Source organism: Vibrio tapetis subsp. tapetis (genome assembly GCF_900233005.1).
GTDB lineage: Bacteria > Pseudomonadota > Gammaproteobacteria > Enterobacterales > Vibrionaceae > Vibrio > Vibrio tapetis.
In genome coordinates, this window is the sequence record NZ_LT960611.1 from 2,602,267 (window position 1) to 2,627,486 (window position 25,220).

A 25,220-nucleotide genomic window follows, 5' to 3' on the forward strand; every position below is an offset into this window, starting at 1 on the left:
CTTCTAGGGTAATTTGAATCTGGCGACTTTACCTGCACTGTAACCAGAAAGGTCAACAGGTTCGTTCGCATAAGTCATGGTGACACCTTCAGGTGCACCCAAGATAATGTTGTATGGTGCTTGGCCATTCAATGTAATATTGCGACCCGCCTTTTTCACACCAGTCGATAGAGTTTTGCCGCTTGCATCTTTCACTTGGATCCAACAATCTGCTTTAAACTCCATCGTTAATTGATGAGCATTCACTGCCACAATAGTTTTGTCTTCAGCTTTGGCACTCGACTCAGATACGCTTGATTGAAGCGGTTGAGTCGCGGATTCAGAGGTCTGTTTTGATGTACTCTTTTGCGGTAACGCAGGCGCAACAGGTTTTGAACTGGCTGTTGATGCTTTCTGCGTTGCCTCTGGTGTTAAGTCTTGAGCTGTCGCACTTTCGGCTAGGGGCTCTTGCTCGCTTGAGGCAGTATCACCGACGGTGCTTTCCGAGATTTCAGGCGCTAACGTCGCTTCTAACTGTTGTTGCTCTTTAGTGTCAACAAAGGCTTGCAAATCGCTTTCGTTGATATCTTCGATAGGGGCTTGAGCGCTGATTTCAGCAGGAGATAAGGTATCTTGCTGTTGATTTTGCCACCACCAAACCGACGAAATACCCGCTAAAGTAAGCATGATTCCCCATGTCACCATCATTACGCGGTTATTGTGCTTTTCACGATTGGTTTTTCGAGAGAAACTTTGCATGGTTTGTTCTTTGTGTTCTGCATTACCAGATCCATTCAACAACCCAAGTACGTCTTCTTCGTTTAGGCCAACAACTTTAGCGTAAGATCGCAAATAGCCACGGGTAAAGGTGGCTACTTGATCTGATTTAAAGTCGTTACTTTCAATATTTTCAATGACAGAGACTCTAAGGCGTAATCTGTCTGCTATCTCTTGTTGGGACCAACCTAGAGATTCGCGTTTTGTTTTTAATACCGACCCAGGCTGTTGCACTGGCGCTGTATTGTTATTCTCAGTTTGTTCCGTACTCATTCGTGACATACTTCTGATATTGAATCGAGTTTGGATACTTTGTTGTCAGTATGCTTGCATACTGATCTGCCATGGTTTCATTGCCCGCTTTTGTTTCTAATTCAATGAGCAAACCTAAACTGGCTGGTTTGTATCCAAACCGATTATGGAATTTCAACAGTCTAACTCGTGCCGATTGATATTGATCGTTTTGAACTTCTAACTGCGACAGTTGAAGCATGGAAACGACTCGGTACGGGTCGTGAGCCAAAGAAAGGCGGAAATAGTGCTCCGCATTCTCGCGATTGCCACTTTTCAGCGCGCACATAGCGGCGTTTTGGTAACTAGCTGCAATCAGATAATAATACGGTTGCTCAATAGCTTGGTTAAAGAATGCATCGGCTTTCTGATACTGGCCGATTTTACACAAGAATGCACCATAGTTATTAAGCACGTCACCATTCTTTGGAGACTCCCTTAATGCTGTTCGGTAAGCGTCTTCTGCTTTTTGCGTATCCCCTACCGCTTGGTAGAAATGCGCAATTGCAATCAGAGAACGATAATAATCTGGAGCGTAACTAAGGGCCATTTCAAGATTTTCTCTTGCTTTGACCATGTCTTGCGACTCTAGATAGCTTAACCCTAGACTGATTCGAGCTTCCGCAGCTTTGTGTCTATCAAATCCAGCATTTACTGGACTATCAGTAACTGTAACACAGCCTACTAGTAAACAGACTAGAAATATATACACAAACCTAGCAAACATCACACTCCCTTACTGTTAAGGGAGCCAATCATCTAATCAGATTGATTTGACCGGAATTGGTTCCCCATTTTGCTTCATTTTTGTACGCTTCGTGCGATCAATCACATCACCGACCAACTGACCACATGCTGCATCAATATCATCGCCACGAGTCTTACGTACGGTTACCGTAAAGTCATACTCCATCAACGTTTTCATGAAACGGTCGATACGAGAATTACTTGGCTTAAGGTATGGTGAACCAGGATAAGGGTTGAATGGAATCAAATTTATCTTCGCAGGCGTATCTTTTAGAAGTTCTGCGAGTTGTCTTGCATGTTGCATGTCGTCATTAACATGATCAAGCAATACATATTCGACGGTTACTCGGCCACGGTTAGCGTTAGTTGACGCGATGTAGCGACGAACCGATACCAAGAATTCCTCAATATTCCAACGATCATTAATTGGCATGATTTCACTACGTAACTCATCCGTTGGCGCGTGTAATGAAATAGCTAGCGCGACGTCAATCACATCCGTCATCTGGTCAAGGCCAGAAACCACACCAGAAGTTGAGACCGTTACTCGGCGCTTAGATAAGCCAAAACCCAAGTCATCTAGCATAATTTCTAACGCTGGAATTAGGTTTTTCATGTTCAGTAGTGGCTCACCCATACCCATCATTACGATGTTGGTTATTGGGCGACGACCGGTTTCTTTTTGGAGTCCAATTTCACGTGCTGCACGCCAAACCTGACCTATGATTTCAGATACCTTTAGGTTGCGGTTAAAGCCTTGTTGACCTGTAGAACAAAACTTACATTCAAGCGCACAACCAACCTGAGAAGAAACGCATAATGTGGCACGATCTTCATCTGGAATATAAACGGTCTCTACGTCCTGATCGCCAACGCGCATTGCCCATTTAATCGTACCATCGGTAGAGTGCATCGCTTCAGAAACATAAGGTGCACGAATTTCAGCAACACGCTCTAGTTTCTCACGCAGCTTTTTGTTGATGTTGTTCATTTGGCCGAAATCATCACAACCGAAATGATAGATCCACTTCATGATTTGATCAGCGCGAAACGCTTTTTCACCCAGTTCTTCAACAAAGTATTTGCGTAGCCCTTTACGATCAAAATCGAGTAGATTGACTTTAGCTGTGGTCATGGTGCCTCTCAACAACGGAACAAGATTTAAGGGCGCGAATTGTACAGCCTTTACCCAGTAACAACAAGGGGTAGAAACTAAGGGTATTAGTAAGCATTTAATTTGGAAAGGTTAAAAATTACACAGAATAAAATAAGGAGGGCGTGCATGCTGTTAGAGATGAAAAACAAAGCGGCGTAGCCTCTTTTAAAGAGCTCTCGCCGCTTTGTCTATAGCGCTATTCTGATCTTGGACAAATTTCAGATTGCGGAAAGAAGTATTCAATTTCACGCGCTGCCGATTCAGGGCTATCGCTACCATGAACGGAGTTATGGCGCATGCTCAGTGCGTAGTCTGCACGGATTGTGCCCGTTGCTGCTTCTTCTGGGTTGGTTTTACCCATTAGCTCACGGTAGTTTGCAATCGCGTCTTCGCCCTCAAGAACTTGAACCATGATTGGTCCTGAGATCATGAACGCTTGTAGATCTTCAAAAAACGGTTTGCCTTCATGCTCAGCATAAAAGCCCGCCGCTTGTTCTTTAGTTAAATGTAACATTTTGGCAGCAACAATTTTCAGCCCTGTCTTTTCAATACGGTGATAAATTTCTCCGATCAGATCTCGCTTCACTGCGTCTGGTTTTACGATAGAGAAAGTTCTTTCTATAGGCATAAGATGTCCTTTACTTTGTGTAGTTATAATGGGGTGGGTAAATGAAAACATTTCCCACCTTTATTGTTATATGAGGTCTTATTTCGCTTGATCAACCAATACACGAGCTAAAGTGCGCACACCCATACCCGTTGCACCTGCAGACCACTTGTCACTTGCCGCTTTACGGTACGTACCAGCGCAGTCAAAATGCAGCCAACCTTTTTTGTAGTCGTCCACAAAATAAGATAGGAACGCAGCAGCCGTGCTTGCACCCGGAGAATATTGACCACTGCTGATGTTTGACATATCAGCAAAATTAGATGGCAACATACTGCGATGGAAATCTGCCAGTGGCAGTGGCCATAAGCCTTCTGACTCACTGTTTGCAGAAGATAGAGCTTGATGAGCAAGCTCGTCATCAAAACTAAGCAGCGCATGATAATCGTTGCCCAATGCATTCTTTGCCGCTCCCGTTAAGGTAGCGCAATCGATGATCAATTCAGGGTTTTGCTCACTAGCAAATAGAAGACCATCCGCCAGAACCAAACGGCCTTCAGCATCAGTATTCATGATTTCTACTGTTTTGCCGTTTTTATAGGTGATGATGTCGCCCAGTTTAAACGCACGACCTGACACCATATTTTCTGCACAACACAAGATCAATTTAACGCGCTTGTTCAAACCGCGCATGATAGCCAAACCTAGCCCGCCAGTAATGGTACCTGCACCGCCCATATCAGACTTCATTGCGTCCATGAAACCTGATGGCTTCAAGCTGTAGCCACCAGAATCAAAGGTAATGCCTTTACCAACCAAACACGCATATACAGGTGCATTTTCGTCACCTGTTGGGTTGTAATCCAATTGCAGCATGGCTGATGTACGTTCAGAGCCTCGGCCAACGGCATAAATACCCGTCCAGCCTTCGGTAAGTAGATCTTTATCTTTTACAATGCGAAATGTTACGTGCTTAGGTGCCAGTGATTTAATGAACTCACCCGCCATTGTCGCGAGTTGGCGCGGAGCCACTTCTTCAGCACTTTTATTGATAACATCGCGAACCCAATCCCCAGCTTTTATGCGAGCATTTAATTCTAACTGAGCCGCGTCTTCTAGCGGTTGCCATTCGACTTTATGCGAATTTTTTGAGTTACGGAAACCTTGGTAAAATGCCCAAATCGTTTCTAAGTCCCAGTTATCACCTTGAAGTGATACCACTTTGATACCTTGACCATCGAGTTTTCGGCCAGCGCGCTGAACGTTGTCTAACGTGTTTTCTGTCACATGAACTGTTGCGCCTGACTCACCAAAAGACAGCAAGGCTTTTTCGCCCCAATGAGGAAGTGCTGCTTCGTGAGATAAAAATACTGGCATTTGAGTAGACATGCTTTCTCCTTGTACAACAGCGCTAACGTTACGCTGTTGGTTGAATGACGGGTCTAAGTATTTGACTCAATGATGTTAACATTATGTTCATTGGAAAATATCAGTTTGCAAAAAAAAACGAACCAAACGGTTCGTTTTTTCTAAATAGTGTTAACTCAATGCAGAGCACGGATCACCAACAAGCCTTAAGGCTAATCAGCTTCGTCCATCCAGCATAAAATCACGGCTTCCAAGATCTTCTCATTTGAACGATTTGGATCGTCAGCAAAGTCTTCTAGGTTACAAATCCAACTGTGCAAATCCGTAAATCGCACTGTTTTTGGGTCAGTATCTGGGTATAAATCACAAAGCTCTATCGCGATTTCTCGCGAATCTGTCCATGTTAGGCTCATAAAATGTCCTTATTATAATTTAAATAAAGCGAGAGAAAGACGAAGGCAGAAATGGCTTTCTTGAGAATACAGAAGCTAACTGAGTAGCTCTGTATTCTAATGAGCGAAGCAAATTCTGTCTTCTTCGTTACTCTTAATGCTCTTCCGATGCGTGGTTAACTGTGTATTTAGGGATCTCTACAACCAAATCTTCGTTGGCGACTTTTGCTTGGCAACCTAAGCGTGATTCAGGCTCAAGTCCCCACGCTTTATCAAGCATGTCATCTTCAAGCTCATCACTCTCATCAAGCGAGTCAAAACCTTCTCGAATGACAACGTGACAAGTTGTACAAGCACAAACCTTTTCGCACGCATGCTCAATGCCGATACCACTTTTTAACGCCACATCCAGAACAGATTGACCAGGTTCAGCTTCAAGTACCGCACCTTCAGGACACAAGTCTGCGTGTGGTAATACGATAATTTTAGGCATGTTAAATTCTCAATTAATAGTAAATTAAATATTGTCTACAGATTGGCCTGCTAATGCAGCGCGAATCGATTTGTCCATTCGGCGAGAAGCAAAATCTTGGCTTGCCGCGTCGGTTTTTTTGATACCTTGTTCAATGGCATCTGCATCGTCAGCATTACGAAGAACGATGAGTGTCTCAATCGAAGCTAATAGAGTCTGACGCTCGTCATCAGAGAGAAGATCATCTCCATCAACTTGTAATGCAGCTAGCAAACCTTCAATCACACGGTCAGCTTCAACACGTTGCTCTGCAAGCGCACGAGCCAGCATGTCGTCTTTCGCAAACGTCATCGAATCTCTTAGCATATTAGTGACTTCATCATCACTTAAACCGTAAGAAGGCTTCACTTGAATGTCAGCTTGAACTCCGGTGCTTTTTTCCATCGCAGTCACGGATAATAGGCCATCAGCATCCACCTGATAGGTCACACGAATATGTGCCGCGCCAGCCGCCATTGGTGGGATGCCTTTTAACGAAAATTTCGCTAATGATCGGCAGTCGTCGATGAGTTCACGTTCACCTTGAGCGACGTGAACTAGCATGCCCGTCTGACCATCTTTAAATGTGGTGAATTCTTGTGCTTTGGCTACAGGTATTGTGGTGTTTCTTGGGATAATTTTTTCAACTAAACCACCCATAGTCTCAATCCCCAATGAAAGCGGGATCACATCCAACAATAGCATTTCAGAGTCAGGCTTGTTACCCACTAAGATATCAGCTTGAATCGCAGCCCCAATCGCAACAACTTCGTCTGGGTTAATGCTGGTTAATGGCGTTCGACCAAAGAAATCACCGACCATATCTCGTACTAAGAGTGTGCGAGTCGAACCACCAACCATAACCACTTCTTGTACTTCTTCGCTGTCAATTGACGCATCTTTCAGTGCACGACGACAAGCCAATAGGGTTTTCTTAACCAGTGGTTGAATCAAAGACTCAAACGTTTCGCGAGTCAACTCCCCTTGCCAATCCAATACTGAAACGCCCACTTTAGTGTGCTCAGACAATGCTATTTTTGCATCCGTTGCGGCATCAAGTAACGCTCGGTTCTGGCTAGCAGAGAGTGCGTCTTCTAGACCCATCTGCTGCTTAAGATGTTCAGCAATCAAGTGGTCAAAATCATCACCGCCTAAGGCTGAGTCACCCCCTGTCGCCAGTACTTCGAACACACCTTTAGATAAGCGTAGAATGGAAATATCAAACGTACCGCCACCTAAATCGTATACCGCAATCACACCTTCTTGCGCGCTATCTAAGCCGTAGGCAATTGCCGCCGCAGTCGGTTCGTTGAGTAAACGTAAAACTTTTAGCCCGGCTAGCTGAGCAGCATCTTTTGTGCCTGCTCGCTGGGCATCATCAAAATAAGCAGGAACGGTGATCACCACACCACTAAGCTCACCACCTAAGCTCGCTTCAGCTCGAGCCGAAAGTGCTTTTAGGATTTCTGCTGAAACTTGAATCGGGTTTACGTCTCCTTGTTGTGTTTCAATCAAGGGTAACCCGTTATCACTAGCACGTAACTGGTAAGGTAAAGTTGGGTAACGTTGCTGAATATCAGCAAGAGAACGTCCAATTAAACGCTTTGCAGAAATAATGGTTTGAGTCGGTTCACTCTGAGCGTGAAAGCGAGCGGCCGCCCCCACTTTTAACTCACCTTCACCGTAATACACGACAGAAGGTAATATATTGTGACCGCTTTCGTCAGGTAAAGGTTTCGCTTCACCACTGCGTACCGACGCAACCAAAGAGTTTGTTGTACCGAGATCAATACCTACGGCTAGTTTTTGTTCATGCGGTGCAGAGCTTTGGCCTGGTTCTGCTATCTGAAGTAATGCCATGGAAATTCCTTTATTAACCGAGCAAGCGATCTTCGAGCTGCTCAACTTCGTTATTAAGTTTGGCTATAAATTTTAGCTTTCGGATCCCGCTTGCCGCTTGGTCAAGCTGCTTATCTGCTAATGCCTGTTGTAACGCTGCTAAATGCGACTTATACATCTTACCGACGGTCTGCTCAAAATCGAATAACTTCGATTCAGGTTCCGAGCTTGTCTCTATCTGTTCCAACTCTTCACGCAATTCCATCTGTTCCATTAAGAAAGCAGGATCTTGCATAGTATTTTGTTCGTTTCGAATATCAACGCCCAATTCAGATAACAAATACTCTGCTCGAGATATAGGCTGTTTTAATACCTGATAAGCATCATTTATTTGTGCTGCTTTTTGCACCGCTAATAAACGGTCGCGCTCTGACGCCGTTGCGTATTTGTCTGGATGAAAGCGCTTTTGTAGCTCTCGAAACTGAGCAGATAGATGAGCTGCGTCCAGATTAAACTGAGTTGGCAAGCCGAACAATTCGAAATGATTCATTGGTGTATTCTCAACCAGAGTGAGGCGATATTGGAGTGTGATAGTAGCAATGGGAAAGGCGTTCAACAATGACTACAAACTAAACCGTGAGCTAGAAATAAAGAAACGCAGTCAAACTGCGCTTCTCATCGGCTCATATTGGCTATACGTTGAAGCTTTCACCACAACCACATTCGCTCTTCGCGTTAGGGTTGTTGAATTCAAAACCTTCATTAAGCCCTTCTTTTACGAAGTCGAGTTCGGTACCGTCTAGGTAAACCAAGCTTTTCGCATCGATAATGATATTCACACCATCGTGTTCAAACATTTGATCACCTTCGTCCAACTCATCGACAAATTCAAGAACATACGCCATTCCAGAACAGCCCGTCGTTTTCACGCCAAGCCGAAGGCCAAGCCCTTTACCGCGGTTTTCTATGAAAGAGCGAACACGGCCTGCTGCCGCATCTGTCATCGTGATGGCCATCGTACAACCTTTAGCTTATCTTAATGTCTATAAATCATGAGCCAATATAATATTGGCTCAATTTATTATGCTTGATGCTTTTTTTTGTAGTCAGAAACTGCCGCTTTAATTGCGTCTTCTGCCAAAATTGAACAGTGAACCTTAACTGGTGGCAGTTCTAGTTCGTCTGCAATTTCTGAGTTCTTGATCTCAGCCGCTTCATCAATGCTTTTACCTTTAACCCATTCAGTCACTAGCGAGCTTGATGCTATCGCACTGCCGCAACCGTATGTTTTAAACTTAGCGTCTTCAATGATGCCTTCTGGAGATACTTTGATTTGTAGCTTCATTACATCACCACATGCTGGCGCGCCAACCATGCCGCTACCGATTGAAGGATCTTCTTTATCAAAAGAACCAACGTTGCGTGGGTTTTCGTAATGATCGATTACTTTTTCACTATAAGCCATAATTTATACCTCGAATCCTCTACTTTGGGGAATTAGTGATGAGCCCACTCAACCGTGTCCAAATCAACCCCTTCCTTGTACATATCCCATAGAGGAGACATGTCGCGTAATTTATCTACCGCTACGCGAATTTGCTCAACGGCGTAGTCGATTTCTTCTGCTGTCGTAAAGCGACCAAAAGAAAAACGAACAGAACTGTGTGCTAATTCATCATTTAGGCCTAATGCACGAAGTACATATGATGGCTCAAGGCTTGCTGATGTACATGCAGAACCTGATGAAACAGCTAAATCTTTAAGTGCCATAAGCAAAGACTCACCTTCAACAAAAGCAAAGCTGATGTTTAAGTTGGTTGCAGTACGTTGCTCTAAGTCACCATTGATGGTTAGCGCTTCCATACCGTCTAAGCCTTTTAGCATGCGGTCACGTAGTGTTTTCGCATGTTGCTGGTCAAACTGCATTTCTTCTTTAGCAATGCGACAAGCTTCACCCATACCCACGATTTGGTGAGTAGGTAGTGTGCCAGAACGGAAACCACGCTCATGACCGCCACCGTGCATTTGTGCTTCTAAGCGAATACGCGGTTTACGGCGAACATACAATGCACCAATACCTTTCGGTCCGTACATCTTATGTGCTGACATAGAGATAAGATCAATTTTCATCTCTTGTACGTCTACTGGGATTTTACCCGCACTTTGCGCTGCATCCACATGAAAAACGATTTTACGTGAGCGACACAATTCACCGATAGTCGCGACGTCTTGGATAACACCAATTTCGTTATTTACATGCATAATAGAAACTAATACGGTGTCTTCACGCATTGCAGCTTCTAATTTTGCTAAATCAATAATACCGTTGCTTTCTGGCTCTAGGTAAGTTACTTCAAACCCTTCGCGCTCAAGTTGACGGCAAGGATCAAGAACCGCTTTATGCTCTGTTTTACAGGTAATAATGTGCTTACCTTTCTTGCTGTAGAAGCGAGCTGCGCCTTTAATAGCAAGGTTGTCTGACTCTGTTGCGCCAGATGTAAAAACGATTTCTCTTGGGTCTGCGTTAAGCAAATCTGCAATTTGCTCACGTGCCGTGTCTACTGCTTCTTCTGCCTGCCAGCCGTAGCGATGAGATCGCGATGCTGGGTTACCAAAAGTACCATCCATCGTCATATACTGAACCATTTTTTCAGCAACACGCGGATCAACTGGGCAAGTAGCTGAGTAGTCAAAATATATAGGCAGTTTCATTTATTACTCCAATGTACAGACATTGCCGCTAACTATGAGCGAGCATTGGCACCGATGGGAGCGGCGCTTGTAGTTTTTTGTCCAAACCCATGATTGACCGTCAGATCAATGTCCTGACGATCAGAAATTTCAAGCACTTCGTTATCAACCATCAACTCACCGAGAGTGATGTTATTAAGGAAGCCACTAATTCTTGTACTTAAATCGCGCCACAATGTATGCGTTAGGCAACGAGTGCCACCTTGGCAATCGCCCTTACCATGACACTTAGTTGCATCAACGGATTCGTCGACTGCGGCAATCACCATGCCAACAGCAATATCGTGTGGAGCAACACCTAAACGGTAACCACCACCTGGACCACGTACACTTGAAACAAGTCCAGCCTTACGAAGCTTAGAAAAAAGCTGCTCTAAATAAGAAAGAGAGATCCCTTGACGCTCAGAGATATCAGCCAATGGTACTGGGTTTTGTTGCGAATGCAGTGCAACGTCTAACATCGCAGTTACTGCATATCGTCCTTTAGATGTAAGTCTCATATCACACGGTATCCACTTTAAGTATGTGGATTAGATTTTTCCATACCTGACTATTTTAGTCAAGTATTTGTTTGACTAAAATAGTCAGGTATTTACCCCTTCACTAAAAGAGGTTATTTTCTATGCAAATCTTGATTTTCAACCGAGGTCAAAATACCGCGCAAAATGTTCAGTTCTTGTTTTTCAGGTCTCGCACGGCTAAATAAGCGCTTAATCTTATTCATTACCTGGCCGGGATTATCCTGATCTATAAACTGGGTTTTAATGATCACTTTTTCAAGGTGTTCGTAGAACATCTCGAGTTCTTTGTGACGTGGGTAATCCAATTCGGTTTTTTCTGCATACTGGCTTTCAAGTTTTGCCAAATGAGCAACTCGAATTTCATACGATAAGGTTTGCACCGCCATCGCTAAGTTGAGCGAGCTATATTCAGGATTTGCAGGAATGCAGACATGATAGTGACAAGTTTGCAGCTCTTCATTGGTAAGGCCTGTACGCTCACGACCAAACACAAGTGCTACTGGATGCGATTCTCCTTCGATGGCAAATTTCTCACCACACTCTCGAGGTTCTAGCATCGGCCACTCTAGAGTACGTGAACGAGCACTTGAACCGACAACCAAACCGCAATCAGCTACCGCTTCTTCTAACGTGCCTACAATCGTCGCATTCAAGGCGATGTCACTCGCACCAGCCGCTAATGCTACAGTTTGAGCATCAACTTCACATTGCGGATCAACTAATACCATATTGGTTAGCCCCATGACTTTCATTGCACGAGCTGCACTACCAATATTACCTGAATGCGAAGTTCCAACTAGAACGACCTTTACATTGTCTAACATGCTTAACTACACCACCTAATTTCAAACGGCGAAATAGTACCATAGCCAATAGAAAAAGACTGCGCTTGCTTCCTATGTTCTGATTTGAAAGTTCAAAAAATAACCACTTCCCTTTTAGTTAATCTCTGTTATACTCGCGGCCGCTTTATCGTTCTTTAACATCCGTTGGGAAAATTTTATGCATCCTATGCTTAATATTGCTATTCGCGCTGCGCGAAAAGCAGGCAATCACATTGCTAAATCACTAGAAAACACTGATAAAATTGAAACTACTCAAAAAGGTTACAATGAGTTTGTAACTAATGTAGATCAAGAAGCAGAAGCTCTTATCATCGATACAATCAAAAGCTCTTACCCAGAGCACAGTATTGTTGCAAGAGAAAGCGGTCTTATCGAAGGTAAAGATACTGACGTTCAATGGATCATAGACCCTCTGGATGGCACGACTAACTTTGTAAAAGGTATCCCACACTTTTCAGTGTCTATCGCTGTTCGCCTAAAAGGCAAAACAGAAGTAGCGTGTGTTTACGATCCAATGTTAAACGAATTGTTCACTGCTCAACGCGGTGCCGGCGCTCAGCTAAACAATGCTCGCCTTCGTGTTAAACAACTTAAAGATCTAGACGGTACTATTCTAGCGACGGGTTTCCCATTCAAACAAAAGCAGCACTCTGAATCTTACATGAAGATTCTATCTGCTCTATTTGTTACCTGTGCTGATTTCCGTCGTACTGGCTCTACATCTCTGGATTTATGTTACCTTTCTGCTGGCCGCGTTGACGGTTACTTCGAGCTTGGTCTTAAGCCTTGGAGCATGGCAGCTGGTGAGCTTATCGCTCGTGAATCTGGCGCAATCCTAACGGACTTCGCTGGCGGCACTAATTACCTGAAATCAGGTAACGTAGTAGGCTCAAGCCCACGTGGCGTAAAAGCAATTCTTAAGTGCATCCGTGAAAACGGCAACGAAGCAATCATGAAGTAATGTTTGCTTTCGATTAGAAAGAATTAAAAAAAGACCCAGCTCATTGAGCTGGGTCTTTTTGTTTATGGGGAAGAAAAAGATAAGGCGGAAGGCACAAGGCGATAGGCGTGATGCTTTCCTTAGCTTTTAGCCCATAGAAAGCTTTCTTTCGTCCTATCGCTTTTTCTGGCTAGTGCCTTTTATTTACTTCTTTTATTCAGCATATTGCGTAGACGTAAACTGCGTTCAGCAGAACCCTGGTTTGAATCACTCGGGTTATTAGTACGAGTTTTACGATTCTTAAATGCAGGCTTTGAATGCATTTTCTGTAATAGCGCATCACGGTTAGCAGGCTCGTACCCCGTGAGTTCAACACGGTGAATACGGTGACCAATCAAGATCTCAACTTGCTGTACTGTTAACTCTTCTTCACGGCTAACAAATGATACTGCATGGCCTCGTTGACCCGCACGACCTGTACGACCAATTCGGTGTACGTAATCTTCCGCTAAGAATGGCATATCAAAATTCACCACGTGTGGCAGGTTTTGAATATCAAGACCACGAGCTGCAACATCGGTTGCGATCATCACGCGTGCTTTTCCTTCTTTAAACTCATCCAATGCACGACGGCGAGCACTTTGTGCTTTGTCGCCATGACACAACACCGCTTTAATGCCATCTAGTTTGAGTTCTTTTAATAAGGTATTAGCGGTTTCTTTATAGTTAACAAACACCAAAACTTGTTGCCAGTTTTTCTTACCAATCAACTCAGACAACAACTCATGCTTACGCTCTTGATCAACTGGATATACAACATGAGCAACCGTCTCAGCGGTTACGTTTTCGCGGTCAACGGAAATACGTTTAGGCTGACGTAAAATCTGAGTTGCTAATTGATTCATTTGAGCTGAAAAAGTTGCAGAGAACAGCATGGTTTGTGGTTTTGAAGCAACGCCACTCATCAAGGTTTCTATCGACGAGATAAATCCCATATCGAGCATACGGTCGGCTTCATCAAACACGAGAAACTCTAGGTTAACCAAAGAGACGTTATTCGACTCAATGTGTTCGATTAAACGCCCTGGTGTTGCAACCAAAATGTCAGTTCCCGCTTCTAGTTTGCGTTCTTGAGATGACATTTTTACACCACCATAAATAGCAGCAACACTGACTTCTGCGTATTTAGTGTAGTCTTCGATATTTTGCGCAATTTGAGCAACTAATTCACGAGTTGGAGCCAAAATCAGCGCACGAGCTTGGTGGCGTTTACTTGTTTGAGGTTTATCCAAGATTTGCTGGATGATCGGCAGTGCAAACGCGGCGGTTTTACCCGTACCTGTTTGTGCATTAGCCAGGATATCATGGCCACGACGAGCGTGTGGGATAGCCTGCTGTTGGATTGGCGTTAACTTTTCGTAGCCACATTCAGTAAGAGCTTGGACAATTTCTGATGAAAAGTGTTGAGATGAAAATGACATGTGTGTTCCTAAAGCTAGCGGCGAATACCATCAACAGTATTACCAAAAATAAGGTCGCAGATTATAGAGTAATATCTGCACTAATACCATTGTAGCTAATTAACAATAAGTAACTAACGATGGCTTCTCGCGTAATAACCTTCCGCCCATAAAAAAACCGCTGACTCGTCAGCGGTTTTTTTTGAGTCAATGGCATAAAACCATTACGGCGTCTCTTCGAACTCTTCGCCTTCTTTTTCAACTTGCGTTGGCATCAAGTGTTCACGCTCGATACCCAGTTTCAGCGCGAGTGCTGACGCTACGTAAATTGAAGAATAAGTACCAACGGTAATACCCAATAGTAATGCAGTTGCAAAACCGTGGATCATTGCGCCGCCCTGTGTGAACAGAGAGATAACAACGAATAATGTGGTACCAGAAGTGATCAACGTACGACTAAGCGTTTGAGTGATGGAGTTGTTCATCACTTCACTTGGTTCACCTTTGCGCATCTTACGGAAGTTTTCACGGATCCGGTCAAAGACTACAATGGTATCGTTGAGCGAGTAACCCACAACCGTCAGCAATGCAGCAACGATGGTCAGGTCAACTTCAATCTCTAGCAATGAGAAGATACCAAGAGTAATGATGACATCATGGGCCAATGCCATTACAGCACCTGCCGCCAAACGCCATTCAAAACGTACCGACACATACAACAAGATACACAGCAGTGAAACGATGATGGCTAGGCCACCCGCTTCTGTGAGTTCGTCACCTACGTTAGGACCAACAAACTCGATACGGCGCATCTCAATGCTTTCGCCCGTTCCCTCTTTTAATGCATTCAGGATCTGGTTACCCAGTTGCTCACCTTTCATGTCATCACGAGGACGTAAGCGAACTAATACATCACGAGAAGAACCAAAGTTCTGTACCGTTGCATCACCGAAACCTCTCGCATCGAGAGACTCACGTACCAGCTCTAGATCAGCAGGGCGATCAAAGCCCACTTCAATCAATGTTCCGCCAGTAAAGTCTAGACCCCAGTTCAACCATTTTGTTGAAAGAGTGAAGACAGCAGCACCGACCATAATCAAAGAAAGTAAGAAGGCACCTTTTGACCAACGCATGAAGTCGATCGTGTTGTGTGTTTTCAATATCTGAAACATCTGATTTCCTTAGATCGACAATTTATCAATGCGTTTACCACCGTAAAGCAGGTTCACGACACAACGTGTACCAATGATGGCTGTAAACATAGACGTTAAGATACCGATAGACAGTGTAACGGCGAAGCCTTTAATCGCACCCGTACCAACCGCAAACAAGATGATTGCAGTGATAAGTGTGGTGATATTGGCATCGGCAATGGTGCTGAATGCATTCGCGTAACCTTGGTGAATAGCCTGCTGTGGATTTCGTCCATCGCGGAGCTCTTCACGGATACGCTCGAATATCAATACGTTGGCATCTACCGCCATACCGACCGTCAATACGATACCTGCGATACCAGGAAGCGTCATTGTCGCACCAGGGATCATCGACATAACACCGATAATCATGATGATATTCGCAAACAGTGCCATGTTGGCAAAGATACCGAATTTACGGTAGTAAACCAGACAGAACAACATAACCGCGGCGAGGCCAAACAAACATGCTTGGATACCCATATCGATATTCTGTTGCCCCATTGATGGGCCAATCGTACGTTCTTCAACGATAGAAATCGGAGCGATCAAGGCACCAGCACGCAGTAATAGTGCTAGGTTGTGCGCTTCTGAAACAGAATCGATACCTGTAATACGGAAGCTACGACCAAGAGCTGACTGAATCGTCGCTTGGTTGATGACTTCTTCGTGTTTATTCAGGATAACCTTGCCTTCAGGAGTACGACGACCGCTGTCTTTGTACTCGGCAAATACCGTAGCCATTAACTTGCCAATGTTCTTTCTAGAGAACGCTGACATCTTCGAGCCACCTTCGCTATCAAGCGAGATATTTACTTGAGGTCGACCGTATTCATCAACACTTGAACTTGCATCCGTAATGCTTGAACCGCCTAAAATAACGCGCTTCTTCAATACAACAGGACGATCATTACGATCTTTTTTAACTTCACTACCCGCAGGTACACGACCTTGCGCAGCAGCCGCTAAATCGGCTTTATCGTCAACTTCACGGAATTCTAACGTTGCGGTTGCACCAAGAATTTCTTTAGCACGTGCCGTGTCTTGAACACCTGGAAGCTCAACCACAATGCGGCTTGCACCTTGACGTTGTACTAGAGGTTCTGCAACACCCAATTCGTTTACACGGTTACGCAAAATAGTAATATTTTGCTCAACAGCGTAGTTGCGAATTTCTTGTAAGCGAGCTTCTGTAAATACGGCTTTAACCACGAAACGGCCATTAGCATTTTCTTCGCTAAAGATCATATCGGGATGATTAGTCGATAGCGTTTTCACCGCTTGTGCTAGTTGTTCTTCATCACGAAGCACAACTTCGACACCTTCAGTGCCTGACTTGCGGATAGAACGGTAACGAATTCGCTCTTCACGCAGTTCCGTACGGAAGGCTTCTTCTTGCTGACCGACTAGCTTGTCCATCGCCGAGTCCATGTCAACTTCCATTAAGAAGTGAACACCACCACGCAAATCCAAACCAAGTTTCATTGGTGCAGCACCAATGGCTTCTAACCAGCTAGGTGTCGCAGCAGCGAGGTTTAAAGCAACGATTGCATCACTACCTAAAGAGTCATTGATAATGTCTCGGGCAGTAAGTTGGGTATCGGTTTCGCTAAAGCGAACAAGGACGGAGCCATCTTCAAGCGCGATGGATTTATAAGAGAGTTGCTCTTTTTCGAGAGCGGCAGTGACAGTATCCAGCGTTGACATATCAACTGAGGCACCACGTGCCCCAGTAATTTGAATAGCCGGATCTTCACCGTAGATATTCGGAAGCGCATACAATGCACTGATGGCAATGGCAAACACCACCATTAGGTACTTCCATAATGGGTAACGGTTTAGCACAGCGAGGATCCTTTTGCTGTCTTATAGAGACTTCAGCGTACCTTTAGGCAGCACTGCAGTAACGAAATCTTTCTTGATAACTACTTCGTTGTTTGGGTTCAGCTCGATAGATACGTAATCATTCTCTTCAGAAATCTTAACGATCTTACCAACTAGACCACCGTTAGTCAGAACTTCATCACCTTTAGCCATTCCTGCCATTAGGTTTTTATGATCTTTTGCACGCTTAGCTTGCGGGCGGTAAATCATGAAGTAAAAGATTACAGCAAACATACCTAGCATGATGATCATTTCGAAACCGCCACCTGGTGCTGCGCCTTCACCTGCTGCGTGCGCTACAGAAATTAAACTCATTGAGAATTGTCCTCTAATTTTATTGTATTAATAGTTAACTTATTGGGCTGAGCCACCTAAATTTCAAGGCTAAGGTGACTCATCTTCCTGAGCAGCAGCGAAAACATTGCTACTTTGGAAAAATTACTTACTCAGTGGCGGTACTTCTCTATCGCGAAGTGCGTAGAACTCTTCCACATATTCATCAAAGCGATCTTCATCAATCGCCGTACGAATACCTTCCATAACACGTTGGTAATAACGTAGGTTATGAATAGTGTTCAAGCGAGCTCCTAAGATTTCATTACAACGGTCTAAGTGATGTAAATACGACTTTGAGTAATTTTGACAAGTGTAACAGTCACAATGCGGATCTAGTGGCGTTGTATCCATTTTATGTTTCGCATTACGGATCTTGATCACACCGCCAGTCACAAATAGGTGACCATTACGGGCATTTCGAGTTGGCATTACGCAATCGAACATATCAATTCCACGTCGAACACCTTCAACCAAGTCTTCTGGTTTGCCTACGCCCATTAGGTAACGAGGCTTATCTTCAGGTATTTGTGGGCACGTATGCTCAAGGATTCTGTGCATGTCTTCTTTAGGTTCGCCTACTGCCAAACCACCAACTGCGTATCCATCAAAGCCGATATCGGTCAGACCTTTTACAGACACATCACGCAAGTCTTCGTACACACCGCCTTGGATAATACCAAACAAAGAATTTTGGTTCTCTTGGCGATCAAATTCGTCACGGCTACGTTGAGCCCAACGAAGCGACATTTCCATCGATTTTTTAGCTTCATCGTGTGTCGCTGGGTATGGCGTACACTCGTCGAAGATCATAACAACGTCTGAACCTAAGTCGTATTGGATCTGCATTGATTTTTCAGCATCCATGAAGACTTTATCGCCATTCACTGGGTTACGGAAATGCACACCTTCTTCGGTGATTTTACGCGTAGCACCTAAGCTAAATACTTGGAAACCACCTGAATCGGTCAGGATTGGGCCTTTCCAGTTCATGAAGTCGTGCAAGTCACCGTGCAATTTCATGATTTCTTGGCCAGGACGTAACCATAGGTGGAAAGTGTTACCAAGCAGAATTTCTGCACCAGTACCTTTCACTTCTTCTGGCGTCATGCCTTTTACTGTACCGTACGTACCCACTGGCATAAATGCTGGTGTTTGTACTGTACCGCGTTCAAATGTAAGTTGACCACGACGAGCGTTGCCATTTTTTTTCTTAAGTTCGTATTTTAACTTCACGAAGCCTCCAAGCGGCCAGAGAAACAATCTGACCATTATTTTGATTCGCACTAATAAGCCACTGCTTATCGCGCACCGCTATCCCCATAAAACAAGGAATAGTTGGGTTATCCTTACCCGAAATTTCACTGGCTCCTTGAGTGAAAAGTAAATTTTAGAGTTCTAGGAACTAGGCTCTGGGCTCTGGGCTCTGGGCTTTGGGCTTTGGGCTTTGGGCTTTGGGCTTTAGAGCCTACACCCTTTCGCCTTCTGCCTTTAGCCTTTTAAACCTTTTTCGTAATAAACATCGCATCGCCATAACTAAAGAAGCGATATTGATTGTCTACTGCGTGTTGATACGCGGCCATCACACTATCATACCCAGCAAATGCGCTGACGAGCATGATCAATGTTGACTCAGGAAGGTGGAAATTAGTAATTAAGCAATCCACCAACTGGTATTCGTAACCCGGAAAAATAAAGATCTCGGTATCGCCGAAGAAAGGGACTAACTCAGTGCCTTTTTTAAGCGCGTCTTGAGCAGCACTTTCTAGCGATCGAACCGAAGTTGTGCCAACAGCAATAATGCGTCCACCGCGTGCGCGAGTAGCTGCAATCGCGTCAACCACTTCTTGTGGTACTTCGACGTATTCTGCATGCATGTGGTGATCGTTAATGTTGTCTACTTTTACAGGCTGAAATGTGCCTGCGCCAACATGCAAAGTAACGTAAGCGAATTCAACGCCTTTGGCTTTGATTTGCTCAAGCAACGCTTCATCAAAGTGCAAACCCGCCGTGGGAGCGGCAACCGCACCTGGCTTTTGGTTATATACCGTTTGGTAGCGCTCTTTGTCGGCGTCTTCGTCTGGGCGATCGATATAAGGAGGAAGTGGCATGTGGCCTACTTCATTTAATATCTCTAATACCGTTTTATCCGACACAAATTTAATTTCAAAAAGTGCATCGTGCCTAGCAACCATAACGGCTTTATATTCGTCATTTTCGCCAAGAAAAAGTTCCGTACCCGGCTTCGGGGACTTAGAACAACGAACATGAGCTAGAATCGACTCTTCATCCAGCATTCGCTCCACCAGCACTTCTAGCTTACCGCCTGAGGCTTTACGACCAAACATACGAGCAGGAATAACTCGGGTGTTGTTAAATACCAATAAGTCGCCTTGCTGGACTTGATCCAGTACGTCTGTGAAGTGACCATCCGTTATTTGGCCTGTTGGGCCTTCTAACTGTAAAAGGCGACTCGCAGTACGCTCAGGTTGCGGATAACGAGCTATCAACTCGTTCGGTAGTTCAAAATGGAAATCGGATACTTGCATGCTCATGATCTTTAAAAAGTGACTTAGAAATACGCAGCTCGCTAGTATAAAACTCCCCCAAGCAATAGCAAGGGTTGAGCAAGAGTTTATTGTAAACAGATCTTCATGATTTTAGGGGGCAATAAATCAGTGCGTTTTAATGTCATGTTATGTAACACAAACCTAGAAAAATTAATGACAAAGACGCGCTATCTCTCAGATAAAAACAGAATATAAAACTATAGTTAAACGAGAACTTCACAACACTTGATAGATGGCTATCAATGGAGGTCGAGATGATCAAAATCAAAGACATGATGACTCGCAACCCTCGTACACTTTTGCGGTCAAACTCACTACAAGATGCTAAAAATTTGATGTCTGAACACGACATTCGCCACGTTCCTGTGGTCGATACCGATAACAAGCTATTGGGCTTAGTCACTCAGCGAGATATTCTAGCAATTCAAGAATCTATCCTAGAAAAGGATGCCACTTCCTCTTCCTATACTCTGACAACTCCGCTTGAAAAAGTGATGGCGCAAGGAATCATGACGGCCTCGCCAAAAGCAGGGCTAAAGGAAAGCGCCGTCTACATGCAAAAACACAAAGTAGGCTGTTTACCCGTTCTTGATCACGGGCTATTAGTCGGCATCATCACGGATACAGACTTCGTCTCAATTGCAATTAACTTGCTTGAGTTACAAGAAGAAGTCGAGCCCGACGAAATCACTGATTTTGACTGACGTTTAGACTTAATCGTCGCGCTTAGGCTCTCATGCGATGTGTATATCGGCCACTACAAAAGTTCCGATACCACATCTGCCAATTTATGGAAGGTTTCAAGACGAGATGAGCTTGGTCGCCATACTAACCCGATTTCTCGATATGCATTTTGCCCGGGAGGATCAATCACAACCAGGTTTTGATTGTCTAAAATCCCGTGCTCAATGGCCATTTGTGGGATAAAGGTCGTACCCAAACCATTGGCTACCATCTGCACGAGTGTATGAAGACTGGTTGCTGTAAATGGATTGATTTTTTCTTTTTTCGTCAGTTTACAAGCCGATACCGCATGTTCAGTTAAGCAATGCTCATTTTCTAATAAGAATACATACTCGTCGGGTAATTCATCGTAACGGATCGGTACGCGTATATTGTTCGTTTCACTTTGACTTATGACCATTCTAAATGGGTCTGAACCAACGACCAGACTTTCCATATTGCCTATATCAACAGGCAAAGCCAATATCAATACGTCCAAATCACCATGGCGTAATGCTTGAAGTAAATTAGTGGTCGTGTCTTCTCGTAACAAGAGATTAAGGTTTGGGAATCGTTGATTCACTTCTTGTACCAAGTCACATAATAAGAACGGCGCTATGGTAGGAATACACCCCACACGCAACTGTCCTTGCATCACTTCACCTTGAAATAGTGAACCTAATTCAACTAGATCTTGCCCTTTTGCAAGTAGCTCTCGGCCTTGTTCTACTACTTTTTCACCCAAAAGAGTAAACACCAACGGGCTCTTCTTATCTTTCTTTTCATAGAGTGGGCTGCCGATCATCTCTTCTAGATTTTGAATGCCTTTGCTGAGTGTCGATTGACTGACAAAGCAGCGCTGAGCTGCATCACTGAAATGACGAGTTTCATGTAAAGTAACCAGATAGTGCAGCTGTTTTAGGCTTGGCCATTTATTCATAATAATTATCAATATTTATTAATGATTTAATCATTAGCCCATCAAAACGATTCATCGTTTTTTTCGATAGACTTAATCTATTTATTTCGCTTTTTTTCATACTACGATATGTACTATAGTTTGTCTCGTTGAAACACGGAACAAACCAAAAAGGTTTGTAACAACTCGATTTTTAGGAGCGAAAAAATGGTACTAGTAGGTCGTCAAGCCCCAGATTTCACTGCAGCAGCAGTTCTTGGTAACGGTGAGATCGTTGATAGCTTTAACTTTGCTGAATACACTAAAGGCAAGAAAGCAGTTGTATTCTTCTACCCTCTAGACTTCACATTCGTTTGCCCGTCAGAGCTTATTGCTTTTGACAAGCGTTTCGAAGATTTCCAAGCGAAAGGCGTTGAAGTAATCGGTGTTTCTATCGATTCACAATTCTCGCACAACGCATGGCGTAACACTGCTGTTGAAGACGGCGGTATCGGCCAAGTTAAATACCCTCTAATCGCTGACGTTAAGCACGAAATCTGCAAAGCGTACGATGTAGAGCACCCAGAAGCAGGCGTTGCTTTCCGTGGTTCTTTCCTAATTGATGCTGACGGCCTTGTACGTCACCAAGTAGTAAACGACCTTCCACTAGGCCGTAACATTGATGAAATGCTACGTATGGTTGACGCACTAAACTTCCACGAGAAGAATGGTGAAGTTTGTCCTGCACAGTGGGAAGAAGGCAAGTCAGGTATGGACGCGTCACCAACAGGTGTTTCTGCTTACCTTTCTGAGCACACTGCAGACCTAGATAAATAATTGCCACTACTCCATACCAAGCTCAACGGTATGTGTGGCTGGAATTAAAAATATAGCGAAAAATCGCAATCAGCCAAATAGATAGTCGTAGTTAGCCAAATTGAAAAGCCCACAACTCAGGTTGTGGGCTTTTTTTGTACCTCGTTAACCGCAACATCCTTGACTTAACACTTGCACAACGTCCATAAACTGTTGCTATGATAAACCACTGTTCCCCTCCCTAAGGAAATATAATGGCTATTCAACTAGAAGTTTGTATCGATAATCTTGAGTCTCTCGCTCTTGCGATTGAGGGTGGCGCGACTCGCATTGAACTGTGTTCGTCATTAGCATTAGGTGGCTTAACACCAAGCTATGGCTTAATGCGCCAAGCTGCGAAATTTTCCTCTGTTCCTGTCTATGCCATGATTCGTCCACGCCAAGGTGACTTCCTGTTTAATGATCTTGATATTGAATGCATGCTAGATGACGTTCGAGCGGCAAAACAAGCGGGATTAAATGGCATTGTTATTGGGGTGCTAACCGAAACGGGTGAAGTCGATGTGGCATTAAGCCAAAGGCTAATCGCAGAAGCAGAGGGTATGGGGGTGACATTTCACCGAGCGATAGATCAGTCAGCGGATCCTATCGCTGCACTCAATGCAATCATGTCACTTGGTTGTGAGCGGGTACTCACATCAGGTCTACAAGCAAATGCCCTTGATGGTATTCAAACATTGAAAGACATGGTTCAACATTGCCAAGGTAAGCTCAGCATAATGGCTGGTGCGGGTGTCACTGCAGAAAACGTAACAACAATTCTAACCAACACCGGCGTTACCGAAGTGCACCTTTCAGGTAAGTCCACACGTCTCAGTGGCATGAAAAATAAAGCTAATGGCACACACATGGGTAACGCTGATATAGATGACTATGCTATTCCGGTGACGAGCAGTGACAAAATTCGTGCGGTCGCTAATCAACTAGCAAAGTAATCACATTGAACTGGCGATGTAGTCTAATCGGGTTATTTGATTACGTCGTCGATGTCTTGTTCACTGCTTAAATGCCGTACATCTCTGCCTTTTACAAAATAGATAATATACTCACAGATATTCTGACAACGATCTCCAACACGCTCAATGGCTCTTGCTGCCCACATGACCTGAAGTACATTAGGAATACAACGTGGGTCTTCCATCATGTACGTCATCAATTGGCGAATAACCGCTTCGTACTCAGCATCAAGTTTATCATCTTGCTTGTATACCACAGCGGCCGCATCGACATCCATACGAGCAAAAGCATCCAACACTTGATGAAGCATGTTGATAGCTTGGCGACTTAATGGCTCCAAAGAAACCTGCCATGCTCTGTCTTTAGACAAGTCAGACTCTATCGCGACTCGAGCAATTCGAGTGGCAACATCCCCAATTCTTTCAAGGTCGGTAATGGTTTTTATGATCGCCATGATTAGGCGTAGATCTTTTGCCGTTGGCTGTCGTTTAGCGATGATTCTCGTGCACGCCTCATCAATGAATACTTCCATGCCATTTACTTTGTGGTCGTCTTTGATCACCTTGTTGGCTAGGTCTTCGTCTTGCTTGCTCAGCGCTTGCATTGCAAACGACAGTTGTTGCTCCACCAGCCCACCCATGGTTAAGACATGAGTACGAATAGTTTCTAGCTCGACATTGAATTGACCTGATATGTGACGACCAAATTGCATGAAGGGTTTCCTTATTTTACTGACGCTTTAATTATAGGAGATGATAGCTGGTATATATTTATCCTCAGCTTTTAGCCGTATCGGCCAGTAATGTAATCTTCGGTTTGCTTTTTTAAAGGCGAAGTGAATATGGAATCTGTATCGCTGTATTCAACCAAACGCCCCAAGTGAATAAAGGCAGTATGATCACTCACTCGAGCGGCTTGTTGCATATTATGAGTAACAATAACAACGGTGTATTGCGTTTTAAGCTCACTGATCAATTCTTCAATCGTCAATGTTGAAATAGGATCCAATGCCGATGTCGGCTCATCCAATAACAACACCTCAGGCTCAATAGCAATGGCTCGAGCGATCACTAAGCGTTGCTGCTGCCCACCCGATAAACCAAACGCATTTTCATGTAAGCGGTCTTTAACTTCATCCCACAATGCGGCTGAACGCAGCGCTTGTTCTGCTGCATCATCTAAATCTCGACTGTTAGTAATGCCTTGCAGCCTTAATCCGTAAATCGTGTTTTCGTAAATAGACTTTGGAAATGGATTGGGTCGTTGGAACACCATACCCACCCGACGCCTTAAAGTAGGCACATCCACTTTTGACGCGTAAATGTTTTGCTCATGCAGTTTAACTTCACCGGAAATAGAACACCCTTCCACCAAATCATTCATTCGATTCATACAGCGTAAAAGCGTCGACTTGCCGCAACCGGATGGTCCGATGAAGGCCGTAACCTGTCCTTTGGGTATACGCATCGATATATCAAACAGCGCTTGAGTCTCTTGGTAATGTAAATTCAAACCATTTATCTCAAATGCTGTTTGTTTTTTCGTTAGGTTATGTACATCTAACGGTGCTTCAAAACCCAAAGTAGAATTAATCGAAAACAT

27 protein-coding genes are annotated in these 25,220 nt (G+C 44.1%); 4 read left to right on the forward strand and 23 right to left on the reverse strand.

Annotated elements, in window-relative coordinates:
- Positions 1-3: 3 nt before the first annotated feature.
- The 14 genes from rodZ to trmJ all read right to left on the reverse strand — a co-directional run bounded on the left by rodZ (position 4) and on the right by trmJ (position 11,763).
- Positions 4-1,029 carry a cytoskeleton protein RodZ gene (gene rodZ, locus VTAP4600_RS11590; RefSeq protein WP_102522940.1) on the reverse strand — a complete coding sequence of 342 codons (1,026 nt, stop codon included), beginning with the start codon at positions 1,027-1,029 and terminating at the stop codon, positions 4-6.
- Complete coding sequence (gene pilW, locus VTAP4600_RS11595) at positions 1,010-1,774, reverse strand: type IV pilus biogenesis/stability protein PilW (RefSeq protein ID WP_102522941.1); 765 nt, start codon at positions 1,772-1,774, stop codon at positions 1,010-1,012. The genes rodZ and pilW overlap by 20 nt, the downstream gene beginning before the upstream one ends.
- A gap of 36 nt (positions 1,775-1,810) precedes the next feature.
- The gene (rlmN, locus tag VTAP4600_RS11600) at positions 1,811-2,929 is read right to left on the reverse strand and encodes a dual-specificity RNA methyltransferase RlmN (RefSeq protein ID WP_102522942.1); all 1,119 of its coding nucleotides are present in this window, start codon (positions 2,927-2,929) and stop codon (positions 1,811-1,813) included.
- Between the two features lie 217 nt (positions 2,930-3,146).
- The gene (gene ndk, locus VTAP4600_RS11605) at positions 3,147-3,578 is read right to left on the reverse strand and encodes a nucleoside-diphosphate kinase (protein WP_102522943.1); all 432 of its coding nucleotides are present in this window, start codon (positions 3,576-3,578) and stop codon (positions 3,147-3,149) included.
- Positions 3,579-3,656: 78 nt separating this feature from the next.
- Positions 3,657-4,946: an aminopeptidase PepB gene (gene pepB, locus VTAP4600_RS11610; RefSeq protein ID WP_102522944.1), complete on the reverse strand. Its 1,290-nt coding sequence runs from the start codon at positions 4,944-4,946 to the stop codon at positions 3,657-3,659.
- 191 nt (positions 4,947-5,137) lie between these two features.
- Positions 5,138-5,338, reverse strand: a complete 201-nt coding sequence (iscX, locus tag VTAP4600_RS11615) for a Fe-S cluster assembly protein IscX (RefSeq protein ID WP_102522945.1) — start codon at positions 5,336-5,338, stop codon at positions 5,138-5,140.
- 133 nt (positions 5,339-5,471) lie between these two features.
- Positions 5,472-5,810, reverse strand: coding sequence for an ISC system 2Fe-2S type ferredoxin (fdx, locus tag VTAP4600_RS11620; protein ID WP_102522946.1), 339 nt, complete (start codon positions 5,808-5,810; stop codon positions 5,472-5,474).
- Positions 5,811-5,834: 24 nt separating this feature from the next.
- Positions 5,835-7,688, reverse strand: a complete 1,854-nt coding sequence (hscA, locus tag VTAP4600_RS11625; RefSeq protein ID WP_102522947.1) for a Fe-S protein assembly chaperone HscA — start codon at positions 7,686-7,688, stop codon at positions 5,835-5,837.
- Between the two features lie 13 nt (positions 7,689-7,701).
- Positions 7,702-8,217, reverse strand: a complete 516-nt coding sequence (gene hscB / locus VTAP4600_RS11630; RefSeq protein ID WP_102522948.1) for a co-chaperone HscB — start codon at positions 8,215-8,217, stop codon at positions 7,702-7,704.
- Between the two features lie 142 nt (positions 8,218-8,359).
- Positions 8,360-8,683, reverse strand: a complete 324-nt coding sequence (iscA, locus tag VTAP4600_RS11635) for an iron-sulfur cluster assembly protein IscA (RefSeq protein ID WP_102522949.1) — start codon at positions 8,681-8,683, stop codon at positions 8,360-8,362.
- A 65-nt stretch (positions 8,684-8,748) separates the two neighbouring features.
- Positions 8,749-9,132 (reverse strand): Fe-S cluster assembly scaffold IscU, encoded by a 384-nt coding sequence (gene iscU / locus VTAP4600_RS11640; protein ID WP_102522950.1) that lies wholly within the window; start codon positions 9,130-9,132, stop codon positions 8,749-8,751.
- A gap of 32 nt (positions 9,133-9,164) precedes the next feature.
- A complete protein-coding gene (locus tag VTAP4600_RS11645) occupies positions 9,165-10,379 on the reverse strand; it encodes an IscS subfamily cysteine desulfurase (RefSeq protein ID WP_102522951.1) in 1,215 nt (404 codons plus the stop codon).
- A 32-nt stretch (positions 10,380-10,411) separates the two neighbouring features.
- Complete coding sequence (gene iscR / locus VTAP4600_RS11650; RefSeq protein ID WP_102522952.1) at positions 10,412-10,918, reverse strand: Fe-S cluster assembly transcriptional regulator IscR; 507 nt, start codon at positions 10,916-10,918, stop codon at positions 10,412-10,414.
- A 113-nt stretch (positions 10,919-11,031) separates the two neighbouring features.
- The gene (gene trmJ / locus VTAP4600_RS11655) at positions 11,032-11,763 is read right to left on the reverse strand and encodes a tRNA (cytosine(32)/uridine(32)-2'-O)-methyltransferase TrmJ (protein WP_102522953.1); all 732 of its coding nucleotides are present in this window, start codon (positions 11,761-11,763) and stop codon (positions 11,032-11,034) included.
- A gap of 178 nt (positions 11,764-11,941) precedes the next feature.
- Between trmJ and suhB the strand changes: the two genes are divergently transcribed.
- On the forward strand, positions 11,942-12,745 hold the full coding sequence (suhB, locus tag VTAP4600_RS11660; protein ID WP_102522954.1) for an inositol-1-monophosphatase: 804 nt from the start codon (positions 11,942-11,944) through the stop codon (positions 12,743-12,745).
- Between the two features lie 179 nt (positions 12,746-12,924).
- On the opposite strand, the gene VTAP4600_RS11665 is transcribed toward suhB, so the two are convergent.
- The 6 genes from VTAP4600_RS11665 to queA all read right to left on the reverse strand — a co-directional run bounded on the left by VTAP4600_RS11665 (position 12,925) and on the right by queA (position 20,143).
- On the reverse strand, positions 12,925-14,205 hold the full coding sequence (locus VTAP4600_RS11665) for a DEAD/DEAH box helicase (RefSeq protein ID WP_102522955.1): 1,281 nt from the start codon (positions 14,203-14,205) through the stop codon (positions 12,925-12,927).
- Positions 14,206-14,408: 203 nt separating this feature from the next.
- Positions 14,409-15,356, reverse strand: a complete 948-nt coding sequence (gene secF, locus VTAP4600_RS11670) for a protein translocase subunit SecF (protein WP_102522956.1) — start codon at positions 15,354-15,356, stop codon at positions 14,409-14,411.
- 9 nt (positions 15,357-15,365) lie between these two features.
- A complete protein-coding gene (gene secD / locus VTAP4600_RS11675) occupies positions 15,366-17,222 on the reverse strand; it encodes a protein translocase subunit SecD (RefSeq protein ID WP_102522957.1) in 1,857 nt (618 codons plus the stop codon).
- 21 nt (positions 17,223-17,243) lie between these two features.
- Positions 17,244-17,576: a preprotein translocase subunit YajC gene (gene yajC / locus VTAP4600_RS11680; RefSeq protein ID WP_102522958.1), complete on the reverse strand. Its 333-nt coding sequence runs from the start codon at positions 17,574-17,576 to the stop codon at positions 17,244-17,246.
- 123 nt (positions 17,577-17,699) lie between these two features.
- The gene (gene tgt / locus VTAP4600_RS11685; protein ID WP_102522959.1) at positions 17,700-18,830 is read right to left on the reverse strand and encodes a tRNA guanosine(34) transglycosylase Tgt; all 1,131 of its coding nucleotides are present in this window, start codon (positions 18,828-18,830) and stop codon (positions 17,700-17,702) included.
- 263 nt (positions 18,831-19,093) lie between these two features.
- Positions 19,094-20,143 (reverse strand): tRNA preQ1(34) S-adenosylmethionine ribosyltransferase-isomerase QueA, encoded by a 1,050-nt coding sequence (gene queA / locus VTAP4600_RS11690; protein ID WP_102522960.1) that lies wholly within the window; start codon positions 20,141-20,143, stop codon positions 19,094-19,096.
- A gap of 275 nt (positions 20,144-20,418) precedes the next feature.
- On the opposite strand from queA, the gene VTAP4600_RS11695 reads away from it, so the two are divergent.
- Positions 20,419-20,868, forward strand: a complete 450-nt coding sequence (locus VTAP4600_RS11695) for a CBS domain-containing protein (protein WP_102522961.1) — start codon at positions 20,419-20,421, stop codon at positions 20,866-20,868.
- A 53-nt stretch (positions 20,869-20,921) separates the two neighbouring features.
- On the opposite strand, the gene VTAP4600_RS11700 is transcribed toward VTAP4600_RS11695, so the two are convergent.
- Entirely contained in the window at positions 20,922-21,827 is a 906-nt protein-coding gene (locus VTAP4600_RS11700; protein ID WP_102522962.1) for a hydrogen peroxide-inducible genes activator, read from the reverse strand.
- A 186-nt stretch (positions 21,828-22,013) separates the two neighbouring features.
- Between VTAP4600_RS11700 and VTAP4600_RS11705 the strand changes: the two genes are divergently transcribed.
- The gene (locus tag VTAP4600_RS11705; RefSeq protein ID WP_102522963.1) at positions 22,014-22,622 is read left to right on the forward strand and encodes a peroxiredoxin C; all 609 of its coding nucleotides are present in this window, start codon (positions 22,014-22,016) and stop codon (positions 22,620-22,622) included.
- A 233-nt stretch (positions 22,623-22,855) separates the two neighbouring features.
- On the forward strand, positions 22,856-23,596 hold the full coding sequence (locus tag VTAP4600_RS11710) for a copper homeostasis protein CutC (protein ID WP_102522964.1): 741 nt from the start codon (positions 22,856-22,858) through the stop codon (positions 23,594-23,596).
- A 32-nt stretch (positions 23,597-23,628) separates the two neighbouring features.
- Here VTAP4600_RS11710 and phoU read toward each other — a convergent pair whose 3' ends face one another.
- Together phoU and pstB are read right to left on the reverse strand one after the other, a co-directional pair.
- Entirely contained in the window at positions 23,629-24,330 is a 702-nt protein-coding gene (gene phoU, locus VTAP4600_RS11715) for a phosphate signaling complex protein PhoU (RefSeq protein ID WP_102522965.1), read from the reverse strand.
- A 71-nt stretch (positions 24,331-24,401) separates the two neighbouring features.
- Positions 24,402-25,220 carry a phosphate ABC transporter ATP-binding protein PstB gene (gene pstB / locus VTAP4600_RS11720; RefSeq protein ID WP_102522966.1) on the reverse strand — a complete coding sequence of 273 codons (819 nt, stop codon included), beginning with the start codon at positions 25,218-25,220 and terminating at the stop codon, positions 24,402-24,404.